This is a genomic window from Streptococcus sp. HMSC062H02 (genome assembly GCF_001813005.1).
In the GTDB taxonomy this organism is placed as follows: Bacteria; Bacillota; Bacilli; order Lactobacillales; family Streptococcaceae; genus Streptococcus; species Streptococcus oralis_S.
In genome coordinates this window covers 96,076-118,821 of the sequence record NZ_KV811130.1, presented here as the reverse complement: position 1 = coordinate 118,821, position 22,746 = coordinate 96,076, and the positions used below count along the sequence as shown (strand labels likewise).

Below are 22,746 nucleotides of genomic sequence, written 5' to 3'. Positions count from 1 at the left end.
TCCTCCAAATAATTTCTAATTAACAAATATAATCATATCCTAAAATCGGTTATAGGTCAAGTCAAAAACACTATTTTGACCATTTTTTCTCTATTTTTTTAGGAATTGTAGTGAATTAGAATCGCCCAAGCATTCTCTCCAGTATGAGTTTGAATAATAGAGCCAGTTTCCAATACAGAGATTGGCTTCTCAACATAAGGTTGCAATAATGCCTTCATCTCATTCGCCCATTCGTTCGTTCCAGCATAGGAAATTCCAATTTCTGCAACTGATTTTTTGGAAAGAGTCTCGGTTAATTCCTCAAGCCACTTTTTGAAAGTTTTCGCTCCACGTCCTTTGGCGATTGGTTGGAGTTCGTGGTTTTTCATCTGCATTACTACACGAATATTCAAGAGTGAGCTTAGTAATCCTGTCACACGTCCAATACGACCACCCTTAACTAAGTTTTCTAGCGTCGAAACACCAATATAGAGTTCTGTATGATTTTTAACGTCCTCTACATGAGCTAAGATCGTTTCTAAGTCTTTACCTTCTTTAGCAAGTTTTGCGGCTTCAACAACTTGGAACTTCATCGCTTGATCTGTAAAGGAACTATCAATAACCGTTACATCAGCAGTTGAGAGACTTGCCCCTTGGCGAGCAGCTTCAACAGTTCCAGACAAGGCATGGGACATGTGAATGGCGATAATTTGACTGCCGTCTTTACTTAGTTCTTCAAAGACCTCAGCAAACACTCCCACAGGGGGCTGGCTTGTTTTAGGCAGATTCTTACTTTGTTGCATAAGATGAAGGAATTCTCCCTCTTTCAAATCTGCATCCGAATAAAGCACACTATCAATCATAACTGATAGAGGGACAACTGTGATATTTAATTCTTTAACTACTTCTGGTTCGATAGTAACAGAAGAGTCCGTTACAATTTTTACTTGTGTCATAATTCAATCTTTCTATTCTTCTCGATAGGATTGGGATTTTCTCCTTTATTATATCAAAAAAATGATAAAAAATCATAAGTGATCCGATGAAAAGAACTGAATTTTTGGTATAATCTATCTATAGAAAAGTGAGGAACAGCCATGATTCGAAAACTTCAACCGATTATCACCATTATTCTTGGAGCTGCTATCTATGCCTTCGGTCTTACCTACTTTGTTGTTCCTTATCATTTATTTGAGGGAGGGGCGACAGGTATTACCTTGATTACCTACTACCTTTTTAAGATTCCTGTCTCATTGATGAACCTCTTGATTAATATCCCTTTATTTATCCTGGCTTGGAAAATATTTGGACCTAAGACCCTCTACTCCAGCCTTCTTGGATCTATTTCACTTTCCGTTTGGCTAGCAATTTTTGAGCGTATTCCTTTGCACATCGACTTGCAAGGTGATCTCATCATTGTTGCTTTAGTCTCAGGAGTCTTACTGGGGGTTGGTTTAGGGATTATCTTTAATGCTGGTGGAACCACTGGTGGCTCTGATATCGTTGCCCGTATCCTCAACAAATACACCAATATTTCGATTGGTAAATTGCTCTTTGGGATTGACTTTTTTATCCTAATGTTGATTTTGATTATCTTCCAGGATCTTCGTCTAGTTACCTATACCCTCTTGTTTGACTTTATCATCGCTCGTGTTATCGACTTGATAGGCGAAGGAGGTTATGCTGGTAAAGGATTTATGATTATTACCCAATATCCTGATCAATTGGCCAAAGAGATTAACGATGAACTCGGACGTGGCGTTACCTTTATATCTGGTCAAGGATACTACAGCAAAAAGGATCTAAAAATTATCTACTGTATCGTCGGTCGAAACGAAATCGTTAAAATGAAAGATATGATTCACAAAATTGATCCTCAAGCCTTTATCACCATCACTGAGGCTCATGAAATTCTGGGTGAAGGATTTACTTATGTGAAAGATTAAAAAAGCTGGGAATTCCCAGCTTTTATTCTGCTTCTGCGAGGGTTGAATGGCGGAACCCATAAGCAAAGTAAATGACTAGACCAACTAGAAGAGCAATGCCAAAGGCAATCCAGGTATCTAGACTATATTGAAGCATAAAGGAAACACAGATAAGGATGGAAAGGATTGGCAAAAGTGGTACCAAAGGAGTTTTAAACTCTCCCTCTTTTGGCATACCCTTATCCTTTCTGAGTTTTATTATTCCGTAGGCTAGCAAAATGAGATAAGCTAGCGTACAGATATTTAAGAAGGCTGCAATACTGGCTAGAGGAAAGACTCCTGCAGCAATGGCTGAAGCAACTCCTGTTAAGAGAGTCGCATTTTTAGGAACGCGACTGGTCTTGCTTAATTGTTTGAAACTTTGAGGTAAAAGTCCATCACGCGCTAAGCTATAAATCATCCGAGATAAAGCATAAGTCATAGAGATACATACGGTTATCAGAGTTAAAATGGCTACAAGCGAAACATAATTTGCTGCCCAGCCGATACCAATACTCCGTAATGAAAATGCTACTGCATCGTCCACATTGAGTTTACTGTAGTGAACAATCCCTGTCAATACTAAGGTTACCAAGGCATAGAGAATGGTGACGATTGTTAGAGAAAGCACGATTCCGCGAGGAATATTTTTTTGCGGACTTTGAATTTCATCAACTGCCATGGAAATTGACTCAAATCCGAGAAATCCAAAGAACATCAAAGATGCGCCCGCCATAATCCCTGTACTTCCACCATATAGTTGACCAAAACCAAAGGGAGCAAAATTCGTCCAATTTTCAGGCTTGATGTACCAAATACCAACTAGGATAAATAAGGCGAGAGCTGAGAATTTCAAGACCACTAAAAGCGAATTAAATCTCAAAGCTGCCTTAGAATTTAATAAAACCAATCCCGTTACCAAAGTAAGTACTAAAATAGGCAGAAGATCGATATAGGTGCCTTGTTCAGGGTTAAAGGTTCCATTCAAGGCTTGGGGCATGGAGATACCATAATTACTGAGCAATCCCTTAAAGTAAGCTGCCCAGCCAGACGCCACACCTGAAACAGCCGTCATGAATTCCATGATGGTCAGCCAGCCAGCAATCCAGGCTGGCAATTCTCCTAAAATCGCATAGAGGTAACTATAAGCACCACCAGTAGCAGGCACACGAGAGGCAAATTCTGCGAAAAAGAGGGCTGATAGAGAAACACACAGAGCAGAAATCACAATGGAAATCACTAATGAGGGACCAGCTAAGGTAGCCGCTGCTGTTCCTGTAATGGTGAAAATCCCTGTCCCCACCATGGCACCAATCCCTAGAAGAATCAAATCCCACAATTTCAAATGGCGATGCATCTCTGTCTGTCTCAGACTAACATCCTTGGTTCTAAAAATATTCATACTTCATCTCCACTAAATGTAATTGTTTTATTTTACCATATAAAAACAGTTTTGTGAATATTTATTAGGTTCTTTTTTGAAAAAAATTCTGAACAGAAAGGATTTCTGTTCAGAATTTGCATTTTTACCCACTGATTCTTTCAATTAGTTACCTATCAAGCGAGTAGGTTCAACAGTATACTCCATTGAAAGTTTTTTGAGGATTTTGGATTTTTAAACTTCAAAGTAAGGGAACGGACTGTCACTATCTAAAGGACGATTTGGAACTTCTTGTTCCAAAATAGCGCGCCAACCAGATACCAATTCTTCAAAAGTCAGTTGTGCTTCTGGAGAAGCTGTTGTCAGCTTCCGACCAAACCAAGCCATGGTTGCAGTTTCAAACTGAAGCATAGCGTACTGGATTACTGGTACATTTGCCTCTTCATAATTTTCATTTACTGCACGCGCTACTTCTGCCGCTTGCGGAAGGAGTTGATTGCTGATTTTATCGACAACAGTCGCATCCATCTCTCTCCATGAAAGAAGTTGACCATTTACCTGATAAAAGAGCTCAAAGGTTTCTTGATTTTCCTTGAAATTAGCAAGAACAAAAGCACGTTCTACTGCCTCAGGACCACCAGCAGCTTTTACAGCGTTTATCAAAAGGTTTTGTTCCATTTGTCTCCAATAATCATCTGCTTCTTCTACTAAATCAATTGTGAAAGGTGGAACAATTTCCTCAGCAGGAATTTCACCTTTATTCGCTTTTTCAACATTACCAAATAATTTTTTTAAGAATCCCATTTGCTTCTCCTTTTGAGTTTTATCCGACAGATCCTTCCATTTCATAGCTAATCAAGCGGTTCAGCTCAACTGCATATTCCATTGGAAGTTCTTTTGTGAAGGGTTCGACAAACCCCATAACGATCATCTCTGTTGCCTCAGATTCTGACAAACCACGGCTCATGAGGTAGTATAGTTGTTCTTCTGAAATCTTAGAAACCTTAGCTTCGTGCTCCAAAGCAACTTGCGAGTTGTGGATTTCATTAAATGGAATAGTATCTGATGCTGATAAGTCATCCATGATAATGGTATCACACTCGATGTGAGAAACAGATTTCTTAGAGTTCTTGTTAAAGGTTACTTGTCCACGGTAGTCGACCTTTCCTCCGCCTTTAGCGATGGATTTAGACACGATAGACGAGCTTGTATGTGGGGCGTTGTGGATCATCTTGGCACCAGTATCCTGATGTTGCCCTGCGTTAGCAAAGGCGATTGAAAGCATGGTACCACGTGCTCCTTCTCCATCTAGGTAAACAGATGGGTATTTCATAGTTGTTTTGGCACCTAAGTTTCCATCGATCCACTCAACAGTTGCATCTTTCAAAGCTTTGGCACGTTTTGTTACCAAGTTATAGACATTATCAGACCAGTTTTGGATGGTTGTATAACGCATATAAGCTCCGTCCAAAGCGAAAATTTCTACAATGGCAGCGTGCAAGCTGTTACTTGAATAAGTTGGCGCTGTACAGCCTTCTACGTAGTGGACACTCGCTCCTTCATCAACGATAATCAAGGTACGTTCGAACTGACCTGTATTTTCGTTATTGATACGGAAGTAGGTTTGAAGTGGAATATCTACTTTGACACCTTTTGGCACGTAGATAAAGGTTCCACCAGACCATACTGCTGAGTTGAGGGCAGCCAATTTGTTATCTGTTGGCGGTACCAACTTAGCGAAGTATTGTTTAAACAAGTCTGGGTATTCCTTGAGGGCAGAATCCGTATCTGTAAAGATAATCCCCAATTTCTGGAACTCTTCCTTCATGTTATGGTAAACCACTTCTGACTCATACTGGGCAGAAGCTCCTGCTAGATAAGCACGCTCAGCTTCTGGAATTCCGATACGTTCAAAGGTTTCTTTGATTTTCTCAGGAACTTCGTCCCATGAACGGGCTGGTTTGTCAGATGGTTTTTGGTAGTAGATCAAGTCATCAAAGTCAATCTCTGACAAGTCTGCTCCCCAGGTTTGCATAGGCATTTTTTTGAAGGTTTCATAAGACTTCAAACGGAATTCTAACATCCACTCAGGTTCACCCTTAGCAGCTGATAATTCGCGAATGACTTCTTCGTTCAATCCTTTTCCTGTCGATAGGACAGGCTCTACATCGTCATGGAAACCAAATTTATATTCACCAAGGTCAATTGGTTTTGGTTCTACTCTTTCTTCAGCCATAATATCCTTTCTTTCATTATATATTTCTATGTTTCTTATTTTTCTTCTTGATCTTCAATTGTTTTCTTAAGGGCATTCCAAGCTAGAGTTGCACACTTGATTCGTTGAGGGAATTTGGCAACACCTGATAAGAAAGCCGCGTCTCCAAGTTGGTCTTGACGCTCATCTTTTTGCCCTTGAACCATTTCAGAAAAAATAGTTGCAAGTTCTAAAATTTCTTGTTTGGTCTTGCCTAAAACTGCATCTGTCATCATACTAGCAGAAGCAGTTGAAATCGTGCATCCTGAATTTAGAAAAGCGATATCTTCTAAACGATCCTCTGCGTCAAACTTAACAGAGAGATTAATAACATCGCCACAGGTTGGATTGTTGAGGCTGATTTGCTCAGCGTCTTCTAACTTCCCTTGGTGATGTGGATTTTTCGAATGGTCTGCCACCACTGCCATATAAAGGCTATCTAGTTTAGAAAGTGCCATTGAAAAACTCCTTTGTCTTTTGTAGGGCATCGACTAGCTTGTCACAATCTGCCTTGGTATTGTAGATATAAAAACTTGCACGAGCTGTTGCTGGAACTTCCAAATATTGGAGCAAAGGTTGAGCACAATGATGACCTGCACGAACTGCTACCCCTTCATAATCCAGTGCTGTAGCTAGGTCATGGGGATGAAGATCGCCTAGGTTAAATGCAATCACACCTGAACGTTTAGCCAAGTCCTGCGAACCATAAATAGTCAATCCCTCAATGGCCTGCAATTTTGGAAAGACATATGCAATCAATTCCTGTTCATGAGCTTCAACGGCATCCATACCAATCTTTTCTAGATAATCCACTGCTGCAGCAAGTCCGATAGCACCTGCCATATTTGGCGTTCCAGCCTCAAATTTCCAAGGCAACTCCTTCCAACTAGCAGATTGCTCATAGACGAAATCAATCATCTCGCCACCAAACTCAACTGGTGACATTTGTTCCAGATACTTTTCTTTACCGTAAAGAACACCAATACCAGTTGGTCCAGCCATCTTGTGACCTGAAAAAGCAAAGAAGTCCACATCCAAGTCCTGGACATCAATCTTCATATGGGGCGTAGACTGAGCGCCATCCACCACCATGATAGCTCCAACTTGGTGGGCCAATTGCGTGATTTCTTTGATAGGATTGACTACACCAAGAACATTTGAGGCGTGAGCTAGGGAGACAAACTTGACTTTATCAGTCAATTTAGCTCGCAAGTCATCCATATCCAGAGCTCCATCCTTGAGATAAACATAGACAAGCTCTGCCCCAGTCTTGCGACAGACCTCCTGCCAAGGAATGATATTGGAATGGTGTTCCATGACAGAAATCAAGACCTGGTCTCCCTCAGTCAGGATTTCCTCAGCGAAGCGTGCCACCCAGTTAAGGCTGGTTGTCGTTCCTCTGGTAAAGAGAACTTCCTTTGTAGAGCCTGCATGGATAAACTTACGAATGGTTTCACGAGCAGCTTCATAAGAAGCTGTTGCTCGCTCAGCCAAGGTATGAACACCACGGTGAACATTGGCATTGTCCTGCTTATAGTAGCGGTTGATTGTTTCCAGAACTGCTAGTGGTTTTTGTGTCGTCGCAGCATTGTCCAGATAGACCAGAGGTTCATCGTTGACAATCTGGTCTAAAATTGGAAAATCCTTACGAATCGCTTCTACATCTAACATAGGCTTCCCCTTAGCGTTTTGACAATTTTTCTTCGATGGTTGCAATCATTTCTTCACGAACTTCTTTGACTGGAATCTCAACAATTACGGAGCCAAGGAAACCACGAACAACCAAGCGTTCTGCAGTTGCCTTATCCAAGCCACGACTCATGAGATAGTACATATCTTCTGGATCTACTTGTCCGATAGAAGCCGCGTGACCTGCAGTTACGTCATTTTCATCAATCAAAAGAATTGGGTTGGCATCTGAACGAGCCTGATCTGAAAGCATAAGAACACGACTCTCTTGTTGCGCATCTGCTCCCTTAGCCCCCTTGATGATGTGGCCGATACCGTTGAAGGTCAAGGTTGCTTTTTCAAGGATAACCCCATGTTGGAGGATATTTCCGATTGAGTTGCAACCGTAGTTAGTCACTCGAGTGTCAATCCCTTGCACCTGACGACCACTTGAAAGAGCTACGACTTTAAGGTCAGCATGGCTACCATTTCCAATCAAATCGCTATCAAAATCAGCAACAACATTTCCTTCGTTCATGACACCGATTGCCCAGTCAATGCTTGCATCGTTGCCTAGTTTACCACGGCGGCTAATGTAGGCAGTGACATTTTCACCTAAACGGTCAATAGCAGCAAACTTCACTTGCGCACCAGAACGAGCAATCACTTCGACCGTGATATTAGCAGTTGCCTTGGCACTACCTTCACCACGTGACTCTAAACGCTCCAGATAACTAATCTTAGAATATTTACCAGCGATAATCATAATATGCTTGTTAAATGGCACATCGCTATCACTGTCTTGGTAGAAAATACCTTCGATTGGCTCTGTAATCTCAACATTATCTGGAATATAGAGAACAGCACCACTGTTAAAGTAAGCTGTATGGTAGGCTGCCAACTTGTCATCGTCATACTTAACAGATGACATGAAGAATTCCTCGATAAGTTCGGGAATTTCTTCTAAAGCTGAGTGAAAGTCTGTAAAGACTACTCCTTGTTCAGCCAATTCAACTGGAATTTGTTCAAAAACAGTCTGCGTTCCTACTTGCACCAACTTCAAGTGATTATCTAAAGCAGTGAAGTCAGGAACATTTGCTGAAGGTTCACTTTCTGTGATGGTTCCATCTCCCAGATTCCAACGGTGAAATTTGACACGCTCAATGACTGGTAATTCCAAACTCTCAATCTTATCAAAAGCTTTTTGACGGAGGTCAGCCAACCAGCTTGGTTCAGCGTGCATTTCTGAAAAAAGTTTAATATTCTCTTTAGTCATTTACTTCTCCTAAAAGATACGAGGGAATTACAATTCTTCCTTGTAGTCGTAGCCAAGTTCTTCAGCTAGTTTTGCGTATCCTTCACGTTCCAAACGGGCAGCCAATTCTGGACCACCAGAAAGGACAACACGCCCTTCCATCATCACGTGGACAACGTCTGGTGTGATGTAGTTCAAGAGACGTTGGTAGTGAGTGATAATCATAGCACCAAAGCCTTCACCACGCATGGCATTGACACCTTTAGACACAACTTTAAGGGCGTCAATATCAAGACCTGAGTCAATCTCATCCAAAAGGGCAAATGTTGGTTCCAACATCAAGAGTTGAAGAATTTCATTACGTTTTTTCTCACCACCAGAGAAACCTTCGTTGAGGTAACGCTCAGCCATTTCTTCTTTCATGTTGAGCAATTCCATTTTCTCGTCTAGTTTAGTGATAAACTCACGAACCGAAATCTTCTCGTCATCTTCTTTACCAGCATTCATGGCTGCACGAAGAAATTCAGCGTTAGTAATTCCTGGAATTTCAGACGGGTATTGCATAGCAAGGAAAAGTCCCATACGCGCACGCTCGTCTACTTCCAATTCAAGGATATTTACACCATCAAACAAGACTTCACCTTTGGTAACTTCATAGTTAGGGTTCCCCATGATAGCTGCAGAAAGAGTCGATTTACCAGTACCATTTGGTCCCATGATAGCAGCGATTTCTCCTGTTTTCAGAGTCAGATTGACCCCTTTCAAAATTTCTTTTCCTTCAATTTCAACGTGAAGATCTTTGATCTCTAATACTGACATGATAGTTCCTTTCTTTTTCTGGCCTACTTCCTTTACCCTTAAAGAAATCACTTACATTTCTAAAAAAATACAAGAAAAGGTCCATAAATATACTCTACTAGTATAACAAAAAAAAGCCTAAAAGGCTTTGATTTTGTTTAGAAGCTAGTGACTAATCCTTGCGGTTTAGGTGCTGATCAATGGCATCTACTATTTTCCCCATTACATAACTTAACCTAAAATTTCGAAAAAGTAGAATGGCCCAAAAGGCTGCCATAAAATAGCGACCCGTCATCCAAGCTTCATTGAAAAAATAAGTCTCAGCAGCAGTAAATAGTGCTATCACGATAAATTGTTGTCTAGTCATAGGATTATTGTACCATGAAATCCACTTTTAGTCTTCTTCGACCATGACTTTATCAGCCAAAAATTCGAATCCTTCTGGAATTAGACTTTCTTCTTCTACCTCTTGATCTGCTTGAGAAGACTTGTTTTTAGCTGAAAATGCTGCACGAACCTCTTTCCATTCCTCAAGGGAAATTGCCAGGATTTCAGGTGAAAATCCAGCCGCTTGGCTAAGAATATTGCCAAACATGGTATTGAGGTTATCCCGTTTCATAGTTTGTCCAGCATTGAAATTAGATTCAAAAGCTAAAATAGCATGGTGTTCGTTGGCCGCAACTGGTTGAGAACCAACAAGCAGAGCCTTATCAGGACCAGCTAAGCTTTCGATTACCTCTCCCCATGCATTCTGGAGGCGAATCAAGTTTTGCCGTGCCAAATCAGGATTTTCAACAGCTTCTTGTAGGATAGCCTGAACTTTATTACGGTCTACTCGATAGACTGTCTTGGAAGTGGCTGGACGGCTAGGGACTGGCACTACTTGTTTAGGAGCTGCTCCAACATTGGCAAGTTCTTGTTTGAGACGAGCGACTTCCTGTCTCAGTGTAGAAATTTCACTTTCTACAGCTCCTGAAAGAGCAGATTCAGGCTTAATCTCAGCTAAACGAATGGTCATCATTTCAGCATAAATCTTAGGTTGCAGGCTAGCTTTCATATCCGCCAAACTCACAGTCGCTATTCGAATCATTTCAAAGAGACTTTCCTGAGAAAGAGCTAGATTGTCCATAAAAACTGGACTATGATGAGTATTTTCGCCACCTGTCTGAACAACTAGTAAATCACGCAAGTACTGTAAAAGATCCGTCACAAAACGAGTCATGCTCTTGCCATTTTCAAACAAAAGATTCAAAGAATCAAGCGCTTTTGAAACATCCTGCTGAGATAAGGCAGCTACATAGTCATCAAGCGCTGATAGACTAATGGTGCCTGTAATCTCCTCAGAGATAGCTGTGGTTAAAGCATTCCCTTGCGTCAAACTCAAAGCTTGGTCCAGAATAGACAAGGCATCCCGCATTCCACCTTCAGCTCGTCTAGCAATGATTTCCACAGCCTCTGGTTCAGAACTGATATTTTCTTTTTCTAAAATATGATGAATATGTGCTGTGATATCTTGCGTTCGAATCGACTTAAACTCAAAACGTTGGACACGCGATAAAATAGTTGCTGGAATCTTGTGCAATTCGGTGGTCGCCAAGATAAAGATAACGTTTTGAGTTGGTTCTTCTAGTGTCTTCAAAAGCGCATTAAAAGCTCCAGTAGACAACATATGAACCTCGTCTATGATATAGACCTTATAACGTGCCAAACTAGGAGCGTAAGTAGATTTATCACGAATTTCACGGATTTCATCAACTCCGTTATTCGAAGCTGCATCCATTTCGATAACATCTTCTAAGCTACCTTCTGTCACAGCCTGACAGATATAGCAGTTATTACATGGTTCTCCGTCCACTTGGTTCGGACAGTTCATAGCCTTGGCAAAAATCTTGGCCACACTGGTCTTCCCAGTCCCACGAGGACCTGAGAAAAGATAGGCATGACTAATCTTTTCCTGCTCGACCGCTTGTTTTAGGGTTTTAGCCACAACCTCTTGTCCGACCAATTGTGAAAAAGTTTGACTTCTATATTTTCGATAAAGTGCTTGATACATTAGGCTTTCTCCTCAAACATCGTAAAGTCCCATTCTGTCTTCTCAAGCAAAATAGCGACAAATTGTTCCAAGTAATCACGGTCAACGGCATTGTAATCATCAATAAGTGAAGAATCCAGGTCTAAGACACCCAGCAATTGACCATTCTTGAGCATGGGAACCACGATTTCACTCTTGGCCATACTATCACAAGAAATGTAGTTTGGATAGGTGCTCACATCGCCAACCAAAACAGTCTCTTGAAACTCAGCAGCTTCTCCACACACGCCTTTCCCAAGCGGAATGCGAATACAAGAAACACCACCCTGAAAAGGCCCTAAAATCAACTCGTTACCATCAAACAGATAAAAACCTGCAAATACAGTATTCGGAAAGCGAGATTTTAGGAGGGCACTAGCATTTGAAAGATTGGCAAGAACATTGCTCTCACCTTCAAGTAAATAAGAGAGTTCCTCATTTAACAATTGATATTGTGATTGTTTTTCTGAATCTAACATAGAACTATTATATCAAAAATGAGAAAGAGACAAAAGAAAAATCCCTTGTTTTAAACAAAGGATTTTGTGATTATAAATTTGATTAAAGTTCGATATCACCGAACAAGTCAGCCATTGAGAATCCTGTTTGTGTTTCTGGAAGTTCGAAATCACGTTTTTCTTGACGTTTTGGACGACGTGGACGAGCAGCACGTTTTTCTTCTTTTTGTCCTTCTTCTTGAGCTGGACGTTCTTCAAGAGCTTTGATAGAAAGTGATACACGTTCTGCGTCAGCGTTAACATCAAGTACTTTAACAGTAACTTCTTGACCAACAGTAAGAGCTTCTTTTGGATTTTCGATACGTTTGTGTGAAATTTGTGATACGTGAACAAGTCCATCGATACCTGGCAATACTTCAACAAATGCACCGAAGTCAGTCAAACGTTTAACTGTTCCTTCTACTACATCACCTTTAGCCAATTTTTGCTCAACGCCATCCCATGGTCCAGGTGTTGTTGCTTTAAGTGAAAGTGATACGCGACCTTCTTCTTCGTTAAGATCAAGGATCTTCACTTCAATTTCTTCACCAACAGTTACAACTGATTTAGGTGATACGTTACGTTCGTGTGACAATTCAGTCAAGTGAACCAATCCGTCAACACCACCAAGGTCGATGAAAGCACCAAAGCTAGTGATACGAGCAACTTTACCAGTTACGACATCACCAACAGCCAATTTACCGAATACTTCAGCACGAGCTGCTGCAGTAGCTGCTTCAACAACTTCACGACGTGAAAGGATGAAGCGGTTTTCTTTAGGATCAACTTCTTTGATTTTAGCATCAAATTCTTGACCTACGAAACGCTCAGTGTTACGTACGAAACGAGTATCCAACATTGAAGCTGGGATAAATCCACGAACACCTTCAAATTCTACTGAAAGTCCACCTTTAACGGCACGAGTTCCTTTAACAGTAACAACTTCTTCTTCGCGTCCTACAAGTTTGTCCCATGCTTTGCGAGCTTCAAGGCGTTTTTTAGATACAAGGTATGTAACTGTATCAGTATCTTTACCAACTACTTGACGAAGTACAAGAACATCCAATACTTCTCCTACTTTCACAAAGTCATTGATATCTGCATCGCGATCGTTTGTCAATTCGCGAAGAGTCAAGACACCTTCAACACCAGTCCCAGAGATTGCAACGTTAGCTTGAGTCGCATCAACTGTCAATACTTCAGCACTAACAACATCACCAGGCTCAACTTGGCTAACGCTATTTAGCAAATCTTCAAATTCGTTCATCTAAAAAATCCTCCAACAATCAAGTTTTTCCAAACTTGACATACTTATAATTTTTTTCCTAAGCACCCGCAAAGACATGTTCATATCGTTCACGTCTTTCAATTATAAAAATAAAATACCCTAAGATATTTTTCTTTTTATCTTGAATTTATTACCTAAGAACTGGGGTAGCTGGATTCGAACCAACGCATGAGGGAGTCAAAGTCCCTTGCCTTACCGCTTGGCTATACCCCATTGATGAATGGAGAGAGAGGGATTCGAACCCCCGAACCCGAAGGAGCGGATTTACAGTCCGCCGCGTTTAGCCTCTTCGCTATCTCTCCAATGTTTAACGAGAACTATTATATCATGAAATTTTCAATAAAACAAGTGTTATTTTGTCAAATTATAGTTTTCAATCAAAATTTCCACAGCTTTTTCAAGTTTTTTATAAAAACTATCGACATTTCCATTCTTTATGATGGCAAATTGGCTATCTAATTCGGCAATTTCCCCAATAACCTTTTTCCCGATCGTCAAAACGTATCCTTCATAGCTGTCTTTTCCAACAGCCACTTTTGCATCGGTTAATTGGATTTCAATTTTCTTATCTTTTTTACTCATACTGTACCTCTTTTCACTTTTTCTATTGTACAAGAAAATGCTCAAACTAGCAAGAAAAAACTCCATTTCAGTCCTTACAACTGCTATGGAGTTCTTCTTTACTTCATGTCTTTTAGTCCACTTTGACAATCCATCCTTCAGGCGCTTCTACATCACCAAATTGGATACCAGTCAATTCATCATAGAGTTTACGTGTAACAGGACCTACTTCTGTTTCACTGTAGAAAACATGGAAATCATCGCCATGTTGGATACCTCCAATTGGAGAAATAACTGCTGCTGTACCGCAGGCACCTGCCTCTACAAAACGATCCAAATTATCGATTGGGACATCACCTTCAATCGGAGTTAAGCCCAAGCGGTGTTCTGCCAAGTAAAGCAAAGAGTACTTGGTAATGGATGGCAAGATGGATGGACTCAGTGGTGTAACAAATTCATTGTCTGCCGTGATTCCAAAGAAGTTGGCTGATCCGACTTCTTCAATCTTTGTATGTGTAGATGGGTCTAAGTAGATAACATCTGAAAATTGGCGTGACTTGGCCATTTTACCTGGGAGGAGACTAGCAGCATAGTTTCCACCTACCTTGGCCGCACCTGTACCATTCGGAGCTGCACGGTCAAATTCATCTTGAATCAAGAAATTAGTTGGAACCAAGCCACCTTTAAAGTAGTTGCCAACTGGCATGGCAAAGATAGTGAAAATGTAATCCTCTGCAGGTTTTACCCCGATAATATCTCCAACACCAATCAACAGCGGACGAAGATAAAGGGTTCCACCTGTTCCATATGGTGGGACGTATTCTTCATTTGCACCCACAACTGCTTTACAAGCTTCTACAAACATTTCTGTCGGAACTTGTGGCATCAAAAGACGGTCACAAGTACGTTGCAAACGCTTAGCATTTTCGTCAGGACGGAACAATTGAACACTGCCGTCCTTGGTACGATAGGCTTTCAATCCCTCAAATGCTTGCTGTCCATAGTGGAGACTTGGAGAAGACTCTGAAATATGCAAGGTTGCATCCTCTGTCAATTCTCCTTGATCCCATTGACCATTTTTGTAGTGAGCGATATAACGGTAAGGTAATTTCATATAAGCAAATCCAAGGTTTTCCCAATCAATTGCAACTGTCATGTTTTTCTCCTTTATACTATTCAAACTATGTGTTCTATTCTACACTTTTCTAGTAAAATTTCAAGTATTATTTGTAATTTTCTGAAAATTTTTTCAACACAAAAGAAATCAGCCCTCTGGACTGATTCTTTTTACGAACTCGCTTTATCCTCTTTAAAGACTTCTTTGAGGTAAGCATCGAAAACTTCTTCATCTGAAATCGTGTCTGAAATAAAGCTTCCATTGCTAGTGCGTTCAGACAAGTTGAGGTCCTGCAATCGGCTTTCATAGATTGTTCCCTTGTTAGATTGAACAAGTAACGTTTGGTCGTTTTCTTCTACTTCTGTACTAAAGAGATCACCAACGAAACCTTGCTCTGCAACTGCTCCTGCCAAGAAGACACGATGCGGTTTGTTTTTCAACTCACGCAAGACTTGTAGGCCTCGTTTGGCACGGCTGGTCGCTGGAATTTCCTCAATGGAAACGCGTTTCAAGCTTCCACGTTGGGTCAAGAGGTAGAAGGATGAGGTGTTACAGATGAAGGCTGCCTGAAGCGCATCAACTGCTTTCAGGTTCATAGCCTTGACACCTGCAGCCTTGGAACCAACAACTGGAACCTCTTCGATATTGAAACGAAGGGCGTAACCGTTTTGGCTAATCAAGAGTACATCATCCAGTTTGATTGGTGCTACTGCTACAATCTGGTCTGTCTTGTCTTTGAGCTTAGCATACTTAACAGACTTAGACTTGTAGGTCCGCCATGGAGAGAATTCTTTGCGTTCTACGCGTTTGATTTGACCAAGGCGAGTTGCTGCAAAGTAGGTAGTTGCATCATCAAACTGATCCACTACTTCTGCATAAAGGATTTCTTCGTTAGTTTCAAAGTTTGTAATCGTTTGGCTCAAGTGCTCTCCGATGTCCTTCCAGCGAATGTCTGCCAATTCATGGATTGGTCGATAAATGACATTCCCAAGAGTTGTGAACATCAAGAGGTGCTGGGTTGTCTTGGCAGTTTGCACAAAGATCAGACGGTCATCATCACGTTTGCCAATTTCTTCCAGAGTGGATGCTGCAAAAGAACGTGGGCTAGTACGTTTGATATAACCTGCCTTGGTTACGCTGATGTAAGTATCTTCCTCGGCAATCAAACTAGCTGTATCAATCTCGATTGTTTTCGCAGTATCTTCCAAAGTACTCAAACGTGGTGTCGCAAATTTCTTTTTGACCTCACGGAGTTCTTTCTTCATGAGATTGTACATAGTCCGTTCATCACCGATGATAGCCGCAAGCATGGCAATCTTTTCACGCAATTCTGCTTCTTCTTCCTGCAAGACAACCACGTCTGTATTGGTCAAACGGTAAAGTTGTAAGGTCACGATGGCTTCAGCCTGCTCCTCAGTAAACTCATAGCTGACCTTGAGGTTTTCCTTAGCGTCAGCCTTGTTCTCAGAGGCACGGATAAGAGCAATAACTTCATCCAAAATCGAAATCACGCGAATCAAACCTTCGACGATATGGAGACGCTTCTCAGCCTTTTCCTTGTCAAAGCGGGAACGAGCCAAAATCACTTCACGACGGTGGGCAATATAGCTAGACAAAATTGGCACAATCCCAACCTGACGAGGTGTGAAATTGTCAATCGCCACCATGTTGAAGTTGTAATTGATTTGCAAGTCGGTGTATTTGAAGAGATAGTTGAGTACGAGCTCGGTATTCGCGTCTTTTTTAAGTTCAATAGCGATACGAAGACCATCACGGTCAGACTCATCACGAACCTCAGCAATCCCCGCTACCTTGTTATTGACACGAACATCATCGATTTTCTTGACCAGATTGGCTTTATTGATTTCATAAGGAATCTCAGTGATAACGATTTGCTCCTTACCGCCTTTTAGCTTTTCAATCTCCGTCTTAGAACGAACGACCACGCGCCCTTTCCCAGTTTCATAGGCCTTTTTGATCTCGTCACGCCCTTGGATGATAGCTCCTGTAGGGAAGTCTGGCCCAGGCAAGAATTCCATGAGTTTGTCCACCTTGGCTGTTGGGTGGTCAATCATGTAAACCGTCGCATCAATAACCTCAGCTAAATTATGGGGAGGAATGTCTGTAGCATAACCAGCCGAAATCCCAGTCGAACCATTGACCAAAAGGTTGGGAAAGGCTGCTGGCAAAACCGTCGGTTCTTTCTCGGTATCGTCAAAGTTCCAAGCAAAGGGAACTGTCTTCTTTTCGATATCTTGAAGAAGATAACCAGCAATCTCAGACAAACGCGCCTCGGTATAACGCATTGCCGCAGGCGGATCTCCGTCCATAGAACCTTTATTACCGTGCATTTCGACCAAAATCTCACGGTTTTTCCAATCCTGAGACATACGAACCATGGCATCATAGATAGAAGAATCCCCGTGTGGGTGGAAATTCCCCATGATGTTCCCGACAGACTTAGCAGACTTGCGGTAGCTCTTGTCAAAAGTATTGCCATCCTTATTCATAGAATAAAGAATACGACGCTGAACCGGCTTCAATCCATCCCGAATGTCTGGCAAAGCCCGGTCTTGAATGATGTACTTGGAGTAGCGACCAAAGCGCTCTCCCATGATGTCCTCAAGGGACATGTTTTGAATGTTGGACATAGGATACTAAGCCCGTAAAATGCAAAGTAAAAATAGGAAATTCTTAAAGCGAGTGATGCTCGTAAGAGAATTTATCTTTTTTACACAGCATTTAGGGCGTGTTCAACTCCTTTCAAAGAATATAGAGTAGATTTTTATACAATTTTTTTATACAATAAAGGATATTTTACGGAAATTAGTCCCGTGTTCAGTTACATTAAGTAACCAAACTATCCTTTCTGTAGGCTAATCTTTTAAATAATTCAGCGATTAAGAAGTCTCTTTTCAGCATACTCAATCATCTTCTCAGCTACTACCTTATCGTAGGCAAAGCTCATCTTTTGAGCAAGTATTTGAGCTTCTCTGTGGAAAAGTTGCATCGTAGCAAACAATGACTGAGTAAGTTTCTCTACACTTGAAAAAGCAAGCAGGTTCGAGAATTCCTTCTCTTTCTCTGTAGGTAAATACTGGAAAAGATACTTGTAGTTCTTGCCGATATCGACCGTTCCCTTATCTGCTGCCACTTGCCAAGCTAAAAGCTTGAGCAATTCTTGCTGACAAATTCCATAGAGATGATCCGTGGCATAGATGGCTTGCTTGCGACAAATCCCTTTAACCACGTAGGCTGACACCCACCAAAATTCATTGCAGGCTTTGTCAAACTCTATTGCACTAGCTGGGCTTGTCCAAAAACGTTGAGGATTCGGGGAATAAGGTTCAAACACCCCCTTAGGATCTTCTAAAACGGTGAATCCTGCCTCACTATCCACCCACTCTTGAATGTGCTCTTTGGGGCAGAGGGTTAAATCAATCCGATTGCCATCTTCAAAGAGCATGAGATACAGATGGCGATGTTCAAGTACGTTATGCTGCTCAATAATGCGCTTGCCAAACTGATTCAACCAAGAAAGGTCACTCGTCAGATTATCTAAGTCGTCCACGACATAGATCACGTCGTAATCCTGAAACTCATCTTTTGGTGCTTTTGGGTTTGTCCGTGAACCAGACATGGCGACAGCCTCAACTTGTAAAGATTTAGCAATCTGTGAAATCGCATCAAGCATTTCTGTTTCAGTTCTCATCTTTCACTCCTTCAACACTTAGAGCTATTTGAAATTGTTTTTTATTATAAATTATAAACAATCGGTCATCTCCGACATTAGCTAAGCAATTAATCTCTATCCCCTACCAAAAAGTATTCTTGTCTTACTGATTTCGTTTGGTGTAATGGAGATAGAGAGGAGGAAGATAAGAAACCAGAATCATCAAAATCATTACCAAAAATGTCAACAGATGTATCTGAACTACATTTACAACATACGATCCCAGAACACCTACAGATAGGGGACATAAAATATAGGATAGGAAAATCAAAAGAGCCTTCCACCGTTTCTCCGGATAGACATAACACAATCGAATAAGTGTGTAGATTAAGGCTCCTGCTATCAAAGGAAAACCAAATAAAATCATGACAAAGGATGCCACTAAAGAACCGGATTCTGAGGAATCCATATTGAATAAAAGCATCAAGATCATAAAAAAGGTAAATACAATCGGTGCATATAAACCTTGGAAACTTTTTTTTCGACTATTGATGTAGAATGCAAGAATAGCTGACGGTAAAGAAACTAAGAAAATTAAACCCAAGTAACTTCCAAAAATCGAATGTCCTGAACTATTCATTATTCACACTCCTTAAAACACAGTCGCTTCTTCCAGCGTAAACTTGACATTATCTTCAATCCACTTGCGGCGTGGTTCGACCTTATCTCCCATGAGGACATTGACACGGCGTTCAGCGCGGGCTAGGTCTTCGATTGTGACACGGATAAGAGTGCGGGTTTCTGGATTCATCGTTGTTTCCCAGAGTTGGTCCGCATTCATCTCACCAAAACCCTTGTAGCGTTGGAAGACAACTTCCACTTGAAAACCATTGTCTTCTCCTTCAAGGTATAGGGCTGGCGTCAAGGTTTCCTCAGCTTCATTATTGAAAGTAGTTAACTTGGAAATAGATTAGCAAACTTTACCTGTATAATTTTTGATAGCTGTGATATAATTCAAAATCCAACAATCCTGTCACAGTTTCTATAAAACGAAATCTTACTTTGCTTATTAGCTGAAATAACCTAAAGTTTAGTTAAAATTAAAGATTAACCTTTTTGTCATTTTACTGATCCTTTTTAAATTCGAAGCTTTGACCATTAGTAGCAGAAAGTCCGTCTGAATTAAATATTTCAAGATGAATTGTATCTTTATCTTTCTTTTCAACCTGATATCGAATTCCATTATCATCAACTAAGTTTACAACCGAATCTTTACGATCCTTTACTTCTAGATCCTCAGCTATTTTGCTTTCACCACTTAAAATAGTCCACTTCCCACTTTCTTCTTTAAATTCATACTTAGAATTTGTTTGATTACTAGTCCATGTACCTTTTAGCCAGGCCTCCTTCGAGGCACAAGCAGATAAAATAACAGCCATAAAAGCAACTAATAGAACAGCATATATTTTTTTCATCATAACTCCTTTGTAATTCTAAAATTTATTAAAATACTGTCGCTTCTTCCAGCGTAAACTTAACATTATCCTCAATCCACTTACGACGTGGTTCAACCTTATCTCCCATGAGGACATTGACACGGCGTTCAGCGCGTGCTAGGTCTTCGATGGTGACACGGATGAGGGTACGGGTTTCAGGATTCATAGTCGTCTCCCAGAGTTGGTCCGCATTCATCTCACCAAGACCTTTGTAGCGTTGGAGCGTAGCGCCTTTACCGAACTGCTTGCGGAGTTCTTCTAGCTCTCCGTCCGTCCAAGCATAGGCCACTTCTTCTTTCTTGCCTTTGCCTTTGGACATCTTGTACAGAGGCGGAAGGGCGATATAGACATGGCCTGCCTCAACTAGCGGACGCATGTAACGGTAGAAGAATGTTAAAAGAAGAGTCTGGATGTGGGCACCGTCGGTATCCGCATCGGTCATGATAATAATCTTGTCATAGTTGGCATCTTCAATAGAGAAGTCTGCTCCCACGCCCGCACCAATGGTATAAATCATAGTATTGATTTCTTCATTTTTGAGAATATCTGCCATCTTGGCCTTGGCTGTATTAATCACCTTACCACGAAGGGGCAAGATAGCCTGGAACTTACGGTCACGACCTTGCTTGGCAGAACCACCGGCAGAGTCCCCCTCGACTAGGTAGAGTTCATTCTTGGCAGGGTTTTTAGACTGGGCTGGAGTCAATTTTCCAGATAACAAGCCCTTATCTTTCTTGTTTTTCTTACCATTTCGGCTCTCATCACGCGCTTTGCGAGCTGCCTCACGAGCATCACGCGCCTTGATAGCCTTGCGAATGAGATTGGAAGCCAGTTCTCCATTTTCCATAAGGAAGAAAGTCAACTTATCAGATACTATGCCATCCACAACCGGACGAGCCAAAGGACTTCCAAGTTTGTCCTTTGTCTGACCCTCAAACTGGAGGTGTTCTTCAGGAACCAAGATAGAAAGAACGGCCGCTAATCCTTCACGGTAATCTGACCCTTCAAGATTTTTATCTTTTTCCTTGAGGAGCCCTGTCTTACGAGCGTAGTCATTCATGACCTTGGTAATGGCTGACTTGAGTCCTGTCTCATGAGTTCCACCATCCTTGGTACGAACGTTATTGACAAATGATAGAATGTTATCTGAAAATCCATCATTGTACTGGAGGGCAACTTCCACTTGGAAACCATTGTCTTCGCCTTCAAAATATAGGACTGGCGTCAAGGTTTCCTTGTCTTCATTGAGGTAAGAAACAAAGTCTTGTACCCCGTTCTCATAATGGAATTCGATTGCTTCATCTGTTCGCTTATCTGTCAAAGACAAGGTAACATTTTTTAAGAGAAAGGCTGACTCATTGAGACGTTCTGAAATGGTATTGTACTTGAAGTCAGTCGTAGAAAAAATCGTCGCGTCAGGCATGAAAGTGACTTTGGTACCTGTCTTAGACTTGGGTGCTGTACCAATTTTCTTCAAGGTTGTGACGGGTTTCCCGCCATTTTCAAAACGTTGCTTGTAGACTGTACCGTCACGGGTAATTTCAACTTCCAACCAACTTGAGAGTGCATTAACAACCGAAGAACCGACTCCGTGAAGACCACCAGATGTTTTGTAGCCACCCTGACCGAATTTTCCTCCAGCGTGGAGAATGGTAAAGATAACCTCAACAGTTGGAATTCCCATGGCGTGCATCCCAGTCGGCATCCCTCGACCATGGTCTTGTACGGTTAAACTTCCGTCTTTATTGATGGTCACATCAATGCGGTCACCAAATCCAGACAAGGCTTCATCGACTGCATTATCCACAATTTCCCAGACTAGGTGATGGAGGCCAGCACCGTCAGTCGATCCAATATACATCCCCGGACGTTTACGGACCGCATCCAACCCTTCTAGCACCTGAATGGCGTCATCATTGTAGTTATTAATATTGATTTCCTTTTTTGACACAAGGAACCTCCTATTTGTTCATCTTTTCTATTTTACAGGTTTTCTAGCGATTTTGCAAAGCTTTTCCCTTTCAGCTGTCACAATTTCACAGGATATTCTCTGACTTTCTATACCATTTCATGGTATAATAGGTCTATGATGACATTTGTATTATTAATTTTAGCTTATCTGCTAGGTTCGATTCCATCTGGTCTTTGGATTGGACAAATCTTCTTTCAAACAAATCTGCGTGAACATGGTTCTGGAAACACCGGAACAACCAATACTTTTCGAATTTTAGGTAAGAAAGCGGGTATGGCAACCTTTGTGATTGACTTCTTTAAAGGAACCTTGGCCACTCTCCTTCCAATCCTTTTCCACCTTCAAGGTGTATCACCTCTCGTCTTTGGTCTTTTGGCCGTAATTGGACATACCTTTCCTATCTTTGCAGGATTTAAAGGTGGTAAGGCTGTCGCAACCAGTGCTGGAGTGATTTTCGGATTTGCGCCTGCCTTCTGTCTCTATCTAGCAATCGTATTCTTTGGAAGCCTCTATCTAGGTAGTATGATTTCACTGTCTAGCGTTACCGCTTCTATCGCAGCCGTTATCGGAGTTCTCCTATTTCCACTATTTGGATTTATCCTGAGCAGCTATGACCCCCTCTTCATTCTGATTATCCTAGCACTTGCTAGCTTGATTATCATTCGTCACAAGGATAATATCACACGTATCAAAAATAAAACTGAAAATCTTGTCCCTTGGGGGTTGAACCTAACCCATCAAAATCCAAAAAAATAAAACGCCAGTTTGAAAC

At 41.3% G+C, this 22,746-nt stretch carries 21 protein-coding genes, 2 tRNA genes and 1 pseudogene; 2 read left to right on the top strand and 22 right to left on the bottom strand.

Annotated elements, in window-relative coordinates:
• Positions 1 to 98: 98 nt before the first annotated feature.
• The gene (locus HMPREF2885_RS06820; RefSeq protein ID WP_000195461.1) at positions 99 to 935 is read right to left on the bottom strand and encodes a DegV family protein; all 837 of its coding nucleotides are present in this window, start codon (positions 933 to 935) and stop codon (positions 99 to 101) included.
• 141 nt (positions 936 to 1,076) lie between these two features.
• Between HMPREF2885_RS06820 and HMPREF2885_RS06815 the strand changes: the two genes are divergently transcribed.
• On the top strand, positions 1,077 to 1,925 hold the full coding sequence (locus tag HMPREF2885_RS06815) for a YitT family protein (RefSeq protein ID WP_000619787.1): 849 nt from the start codon (positions 1,077 to 1,079) through the stop codon (positions 1,923 to 1,925).
• A gap of 22 nt (positions 1,926 to 1,947) precedes the next feature.
• Here HMPREF2885_RS06815 and HMPREF2885_RS06810 read toward each other — a convergent pair whose 3' ends face one another.
• From HMPREF2885_RS06810 to parE, 21 genes and pseudogenes are all read right to left on the bottom strand, one after another.
• Complete coding sequence (locus HMPREF2885_RS06810; protein WP_070657557.1) at positions 1,948 to 3,345, bottom strand: APC family permease; 1,398 nt, start codon at positions 3,343 to 3,345, stop codon at positions 1,948 to 1,950.
• 213 nt (positions 3,346 to 3,558) lie between these two features.
• Entirely contained in the window at positions 3,559 to 4,128 is a 570-nt protein-coding gene (locus HMPREF2885_RS06805) for a hypothetical protein (RefSeq protein WP_049500366.1), read from the bottom strand.
• Between the two features lie 19 nt (positions 4,129 to 4,147).
• The gene (sufB, locus tag HMPREF2885_RS06800; RefSeq protein ID WP_000797057.1) at positions 4,148 to 5,560 is read right to left on the bottom strand and encodes a Fe-S cluster assembly protein SufB; all 1,413 of its coding nucleotides are present in this window, start codon (positions 5,558 to 5,560) and stop codon (positions 4,148 to 4,150) included.
• A gap of 35 nt (positions 5,561 to 5,595) precedes the next feature.
• Positions 5,596 to 6,036: a Fe-S cluster assembly sulfur transfer protein SufU gene (gene sufU / locus HMPREF2885_RS06795; protein WP_049500368.1), complete on the bottom strand. Its 441-nt coding sequence runs from the start codon at positions 6,034 to 6,036 to the stop codon at positions 5,596 to 5,598.
• The gene (locus HMPREF2885_RS06790; RefSeq protein ID WP_065371830.1) at positions 6,023 to 7,249 is read right to left on the bottom strand and encodes a cysteine desulfurase; all 1,227 of its coding nucleotides are present in this window, start codon (positions 7,247 to 7,249) and stop codon (positions 6,023 to 6,025) included. Before HMPREF2885_RS06790 ends, sufU begins: the two co-directional genes overlap by 14 nt.
• A gap of 10 nt (positions 7,250 to 7,259) precedes the next feature.
• Entirely contained in the window at positions 7,260 to 8,522 is a 1,263-nt protein-coding gene (sufD, locus tag HMPREF2885_RS06785) for a Fe-S cluster assembly protein SufD (RefSeq protein ID WP_007522149.1), read from the bottom strand.
• 27 nt (positions 8,523 to 8,549) lie between these two features.
• The gene (gene sufC / locus HMPREF2885_RS06780; protein WP_000114489.1) at positions 8,550 to 9,320 is read right to left on the bottom strand and encodes a Fe-S cluster assembly ATPase SufC; all 771 of its coding nucleotides are present in this window, start codon (positions 9,318 to 9,320) and stop codon (positions 8,550 to 8,552) included.
• A 151-nt stretch (positions 9,321 to 9,471) separates the two neighbouring features.
• A complete protein-coding gene (locus HMPREF2885_RS06775) occupies positions 9,472 to 9,666 on the bottom strand; it encodes a DUF3272 family protein (RefSeq protein WP_000198269.1) in 195 nt (64 codons plus the stop codon).
• Between the two features lie 27 nt (positions 9,667 to 9,693).
• Positions 9,694 to 11,352 carry a DNA polymerase III subunit gamma/tau gene (gene dnaX, locus HMPREF2885_RS06770; RefSeq protein ID WP_007522150.1) on the bottom strand — a complete coding sequence of 553 codons (1,659 nt, stop codon included), beginning with the start codon at positions 11,350 to 11,352 and terminating at the stop codon, positions 9,694 to 9,696.
• Positions 11,352 to 11,849: a GAF domain-containing protein gene (locus tag HMPREF2885_RS06765; RefSeq protein WP_070657555.1), complete on the bottom strand. Its 498-nt coding sequence runs from the start codon at positions 11,847 to 11,849 to the stop codon at positions 11,352 to 11,354. The genes dnaX and HMPREF2885_RS06765 overlap by 1 nt, the downstream gene beginning before the upstream one ends.
• 82 nt (positions 11,850 to 11,931) lie before the next feature.
• Entirely contained in the window at positions 11,932 to 13,134 is a 1,203-nt protein-coding gene (rpsA, locus tag HMPREF2885_RS06760) for a 30S ribosomal protein S1 (RefSeq protein ID WP_001001617.1), read from the bottom strand.
• Between the two features lie 162 nt (positions 13,135 to 13,296).
• Positions 13,297 to 13,368 (bottom strand) — tRNA-Gln (locus HMPREF2885_RS06755).
• An 8-nt stretch (positions 13,369 to 13,376) separates the two neighbouring features.
• Positions 13,377 to 13,457 (bottom strand) — tRNA-Tyr (locus tag HMPREF2885_RS06750).
• 49 nt (positions 13,458 to 13,506) lie between these two features.
• Complete coding sequence (locus tag HMPREF2885_RS06745) at positions 13,507 to 13,737, bottom strand: DUF2969 domain-containing protein (protein WP_049490136.1); 231 nt, start codon at positions 13,735 to 13,737, stop codon at positions 13,507 to 13,509.
• 112 nt (positions 13,738 to 13,849) lie between these two features.
• Entirely contained in the window at positions 13,850 to 14,887 is a 1,038-nt protein-coding gene (locus HMPREF2885_RS06740) for a branched-chain amino acid aminotransferase (protein ID WP_315940782.1), read from the bottom strand.
• Positions 14,888 to 15,003: 116 nt separating this feature from the next.
• Positions 15,004 to 17,484 carry a DNA topoisomerase IV subunit A gene (gene parC / locus HMPREF2885_RS06735; RefSeq protein ID WP_083307429.1) on the bottom strand — a complete coding sequence of 827 codons (2,481 nt, stop codon included), beginning with the start codon at positions 17,482 to 17,484 and terminating at the stop codon, positions 15,004 to 15,006.
• 242 nt (positions 17,485 to 17,726) lie between these two features.
• A complete protein-coding gene (locus tag HMPREF2885_RS06730; protein ID WP_049500001.1) occupies positions 17,727 to 18,545 on the bottom strand; it encodes an aminoglycoside 6-adenylyltransferase in 819 nt (272 codons plus the stop codon).
• A gap of 124 nt (positions 18,546 to 18,669) precedes the next feature.
• Entirely contained in the window at positions 18,670 to 19,146 is a 477-nt protein-coding gene (locus tag HMPREF2885_RS09935) for a hypothetical protein (protein WP_083307428.1), read from the bottom strand.
• A 12-nt stretch (positions 19,147 to 19,158) separates the two neighbouring features.
• Positions 19,159 to 19,371: pseudogene (locus HMPREF2885_RS06720) on the bottom strand (hypothetical protein); the annotation flags it as partial.
• A gap of 259 nt (positions 19,372 to 19,630) precedes the next feature.
• On the bottom strand, positions 19,631 to 19,984 hold the full coding sequence (locus tag HMPREF2885_RS06715; protein ID WP_261674090.1) for a lipoprotein: 354 nt from the start codon (positions 19,982 to 19,984) through the stop codon (positions 19,631 to 19,633).
• Between the two features lie 25 nt (positions 19,985 to 20,009).
• Positions 20,010 to 21,953, bottom strand: a complete 1,944-nt coding sequence (gene parE, locus HMPREF2885_RS06710) for a DNA topoisomerase IV subunit B (protein WP_070657546.1) — start codon at positions 21,951 to 21,953, stop codon at positions 20,010 to 20,012.
• A 135-nt stretch (positions 21,954 to 22,088) separates the two neighbouring features.
• On the opposite strand from parE, the gene plsY reads away from it, so the two are divergent.
• Positions 22,089 to 22,730 (top strand): glycerol-3-phosphate 1-O-acyltransferase PlsY, encoded by a 642-nt coding sequence (gene plsY / locus HMPREF2885_RS06705; RefSeq protein WP_007522164.1) that lies wholly within the window; start codon positions 22,089 to 22,091, stop codon positions 22,728 to 22,730.
• Positions 22,731 to 22,746: the final 16 nt, after the last annotated feature.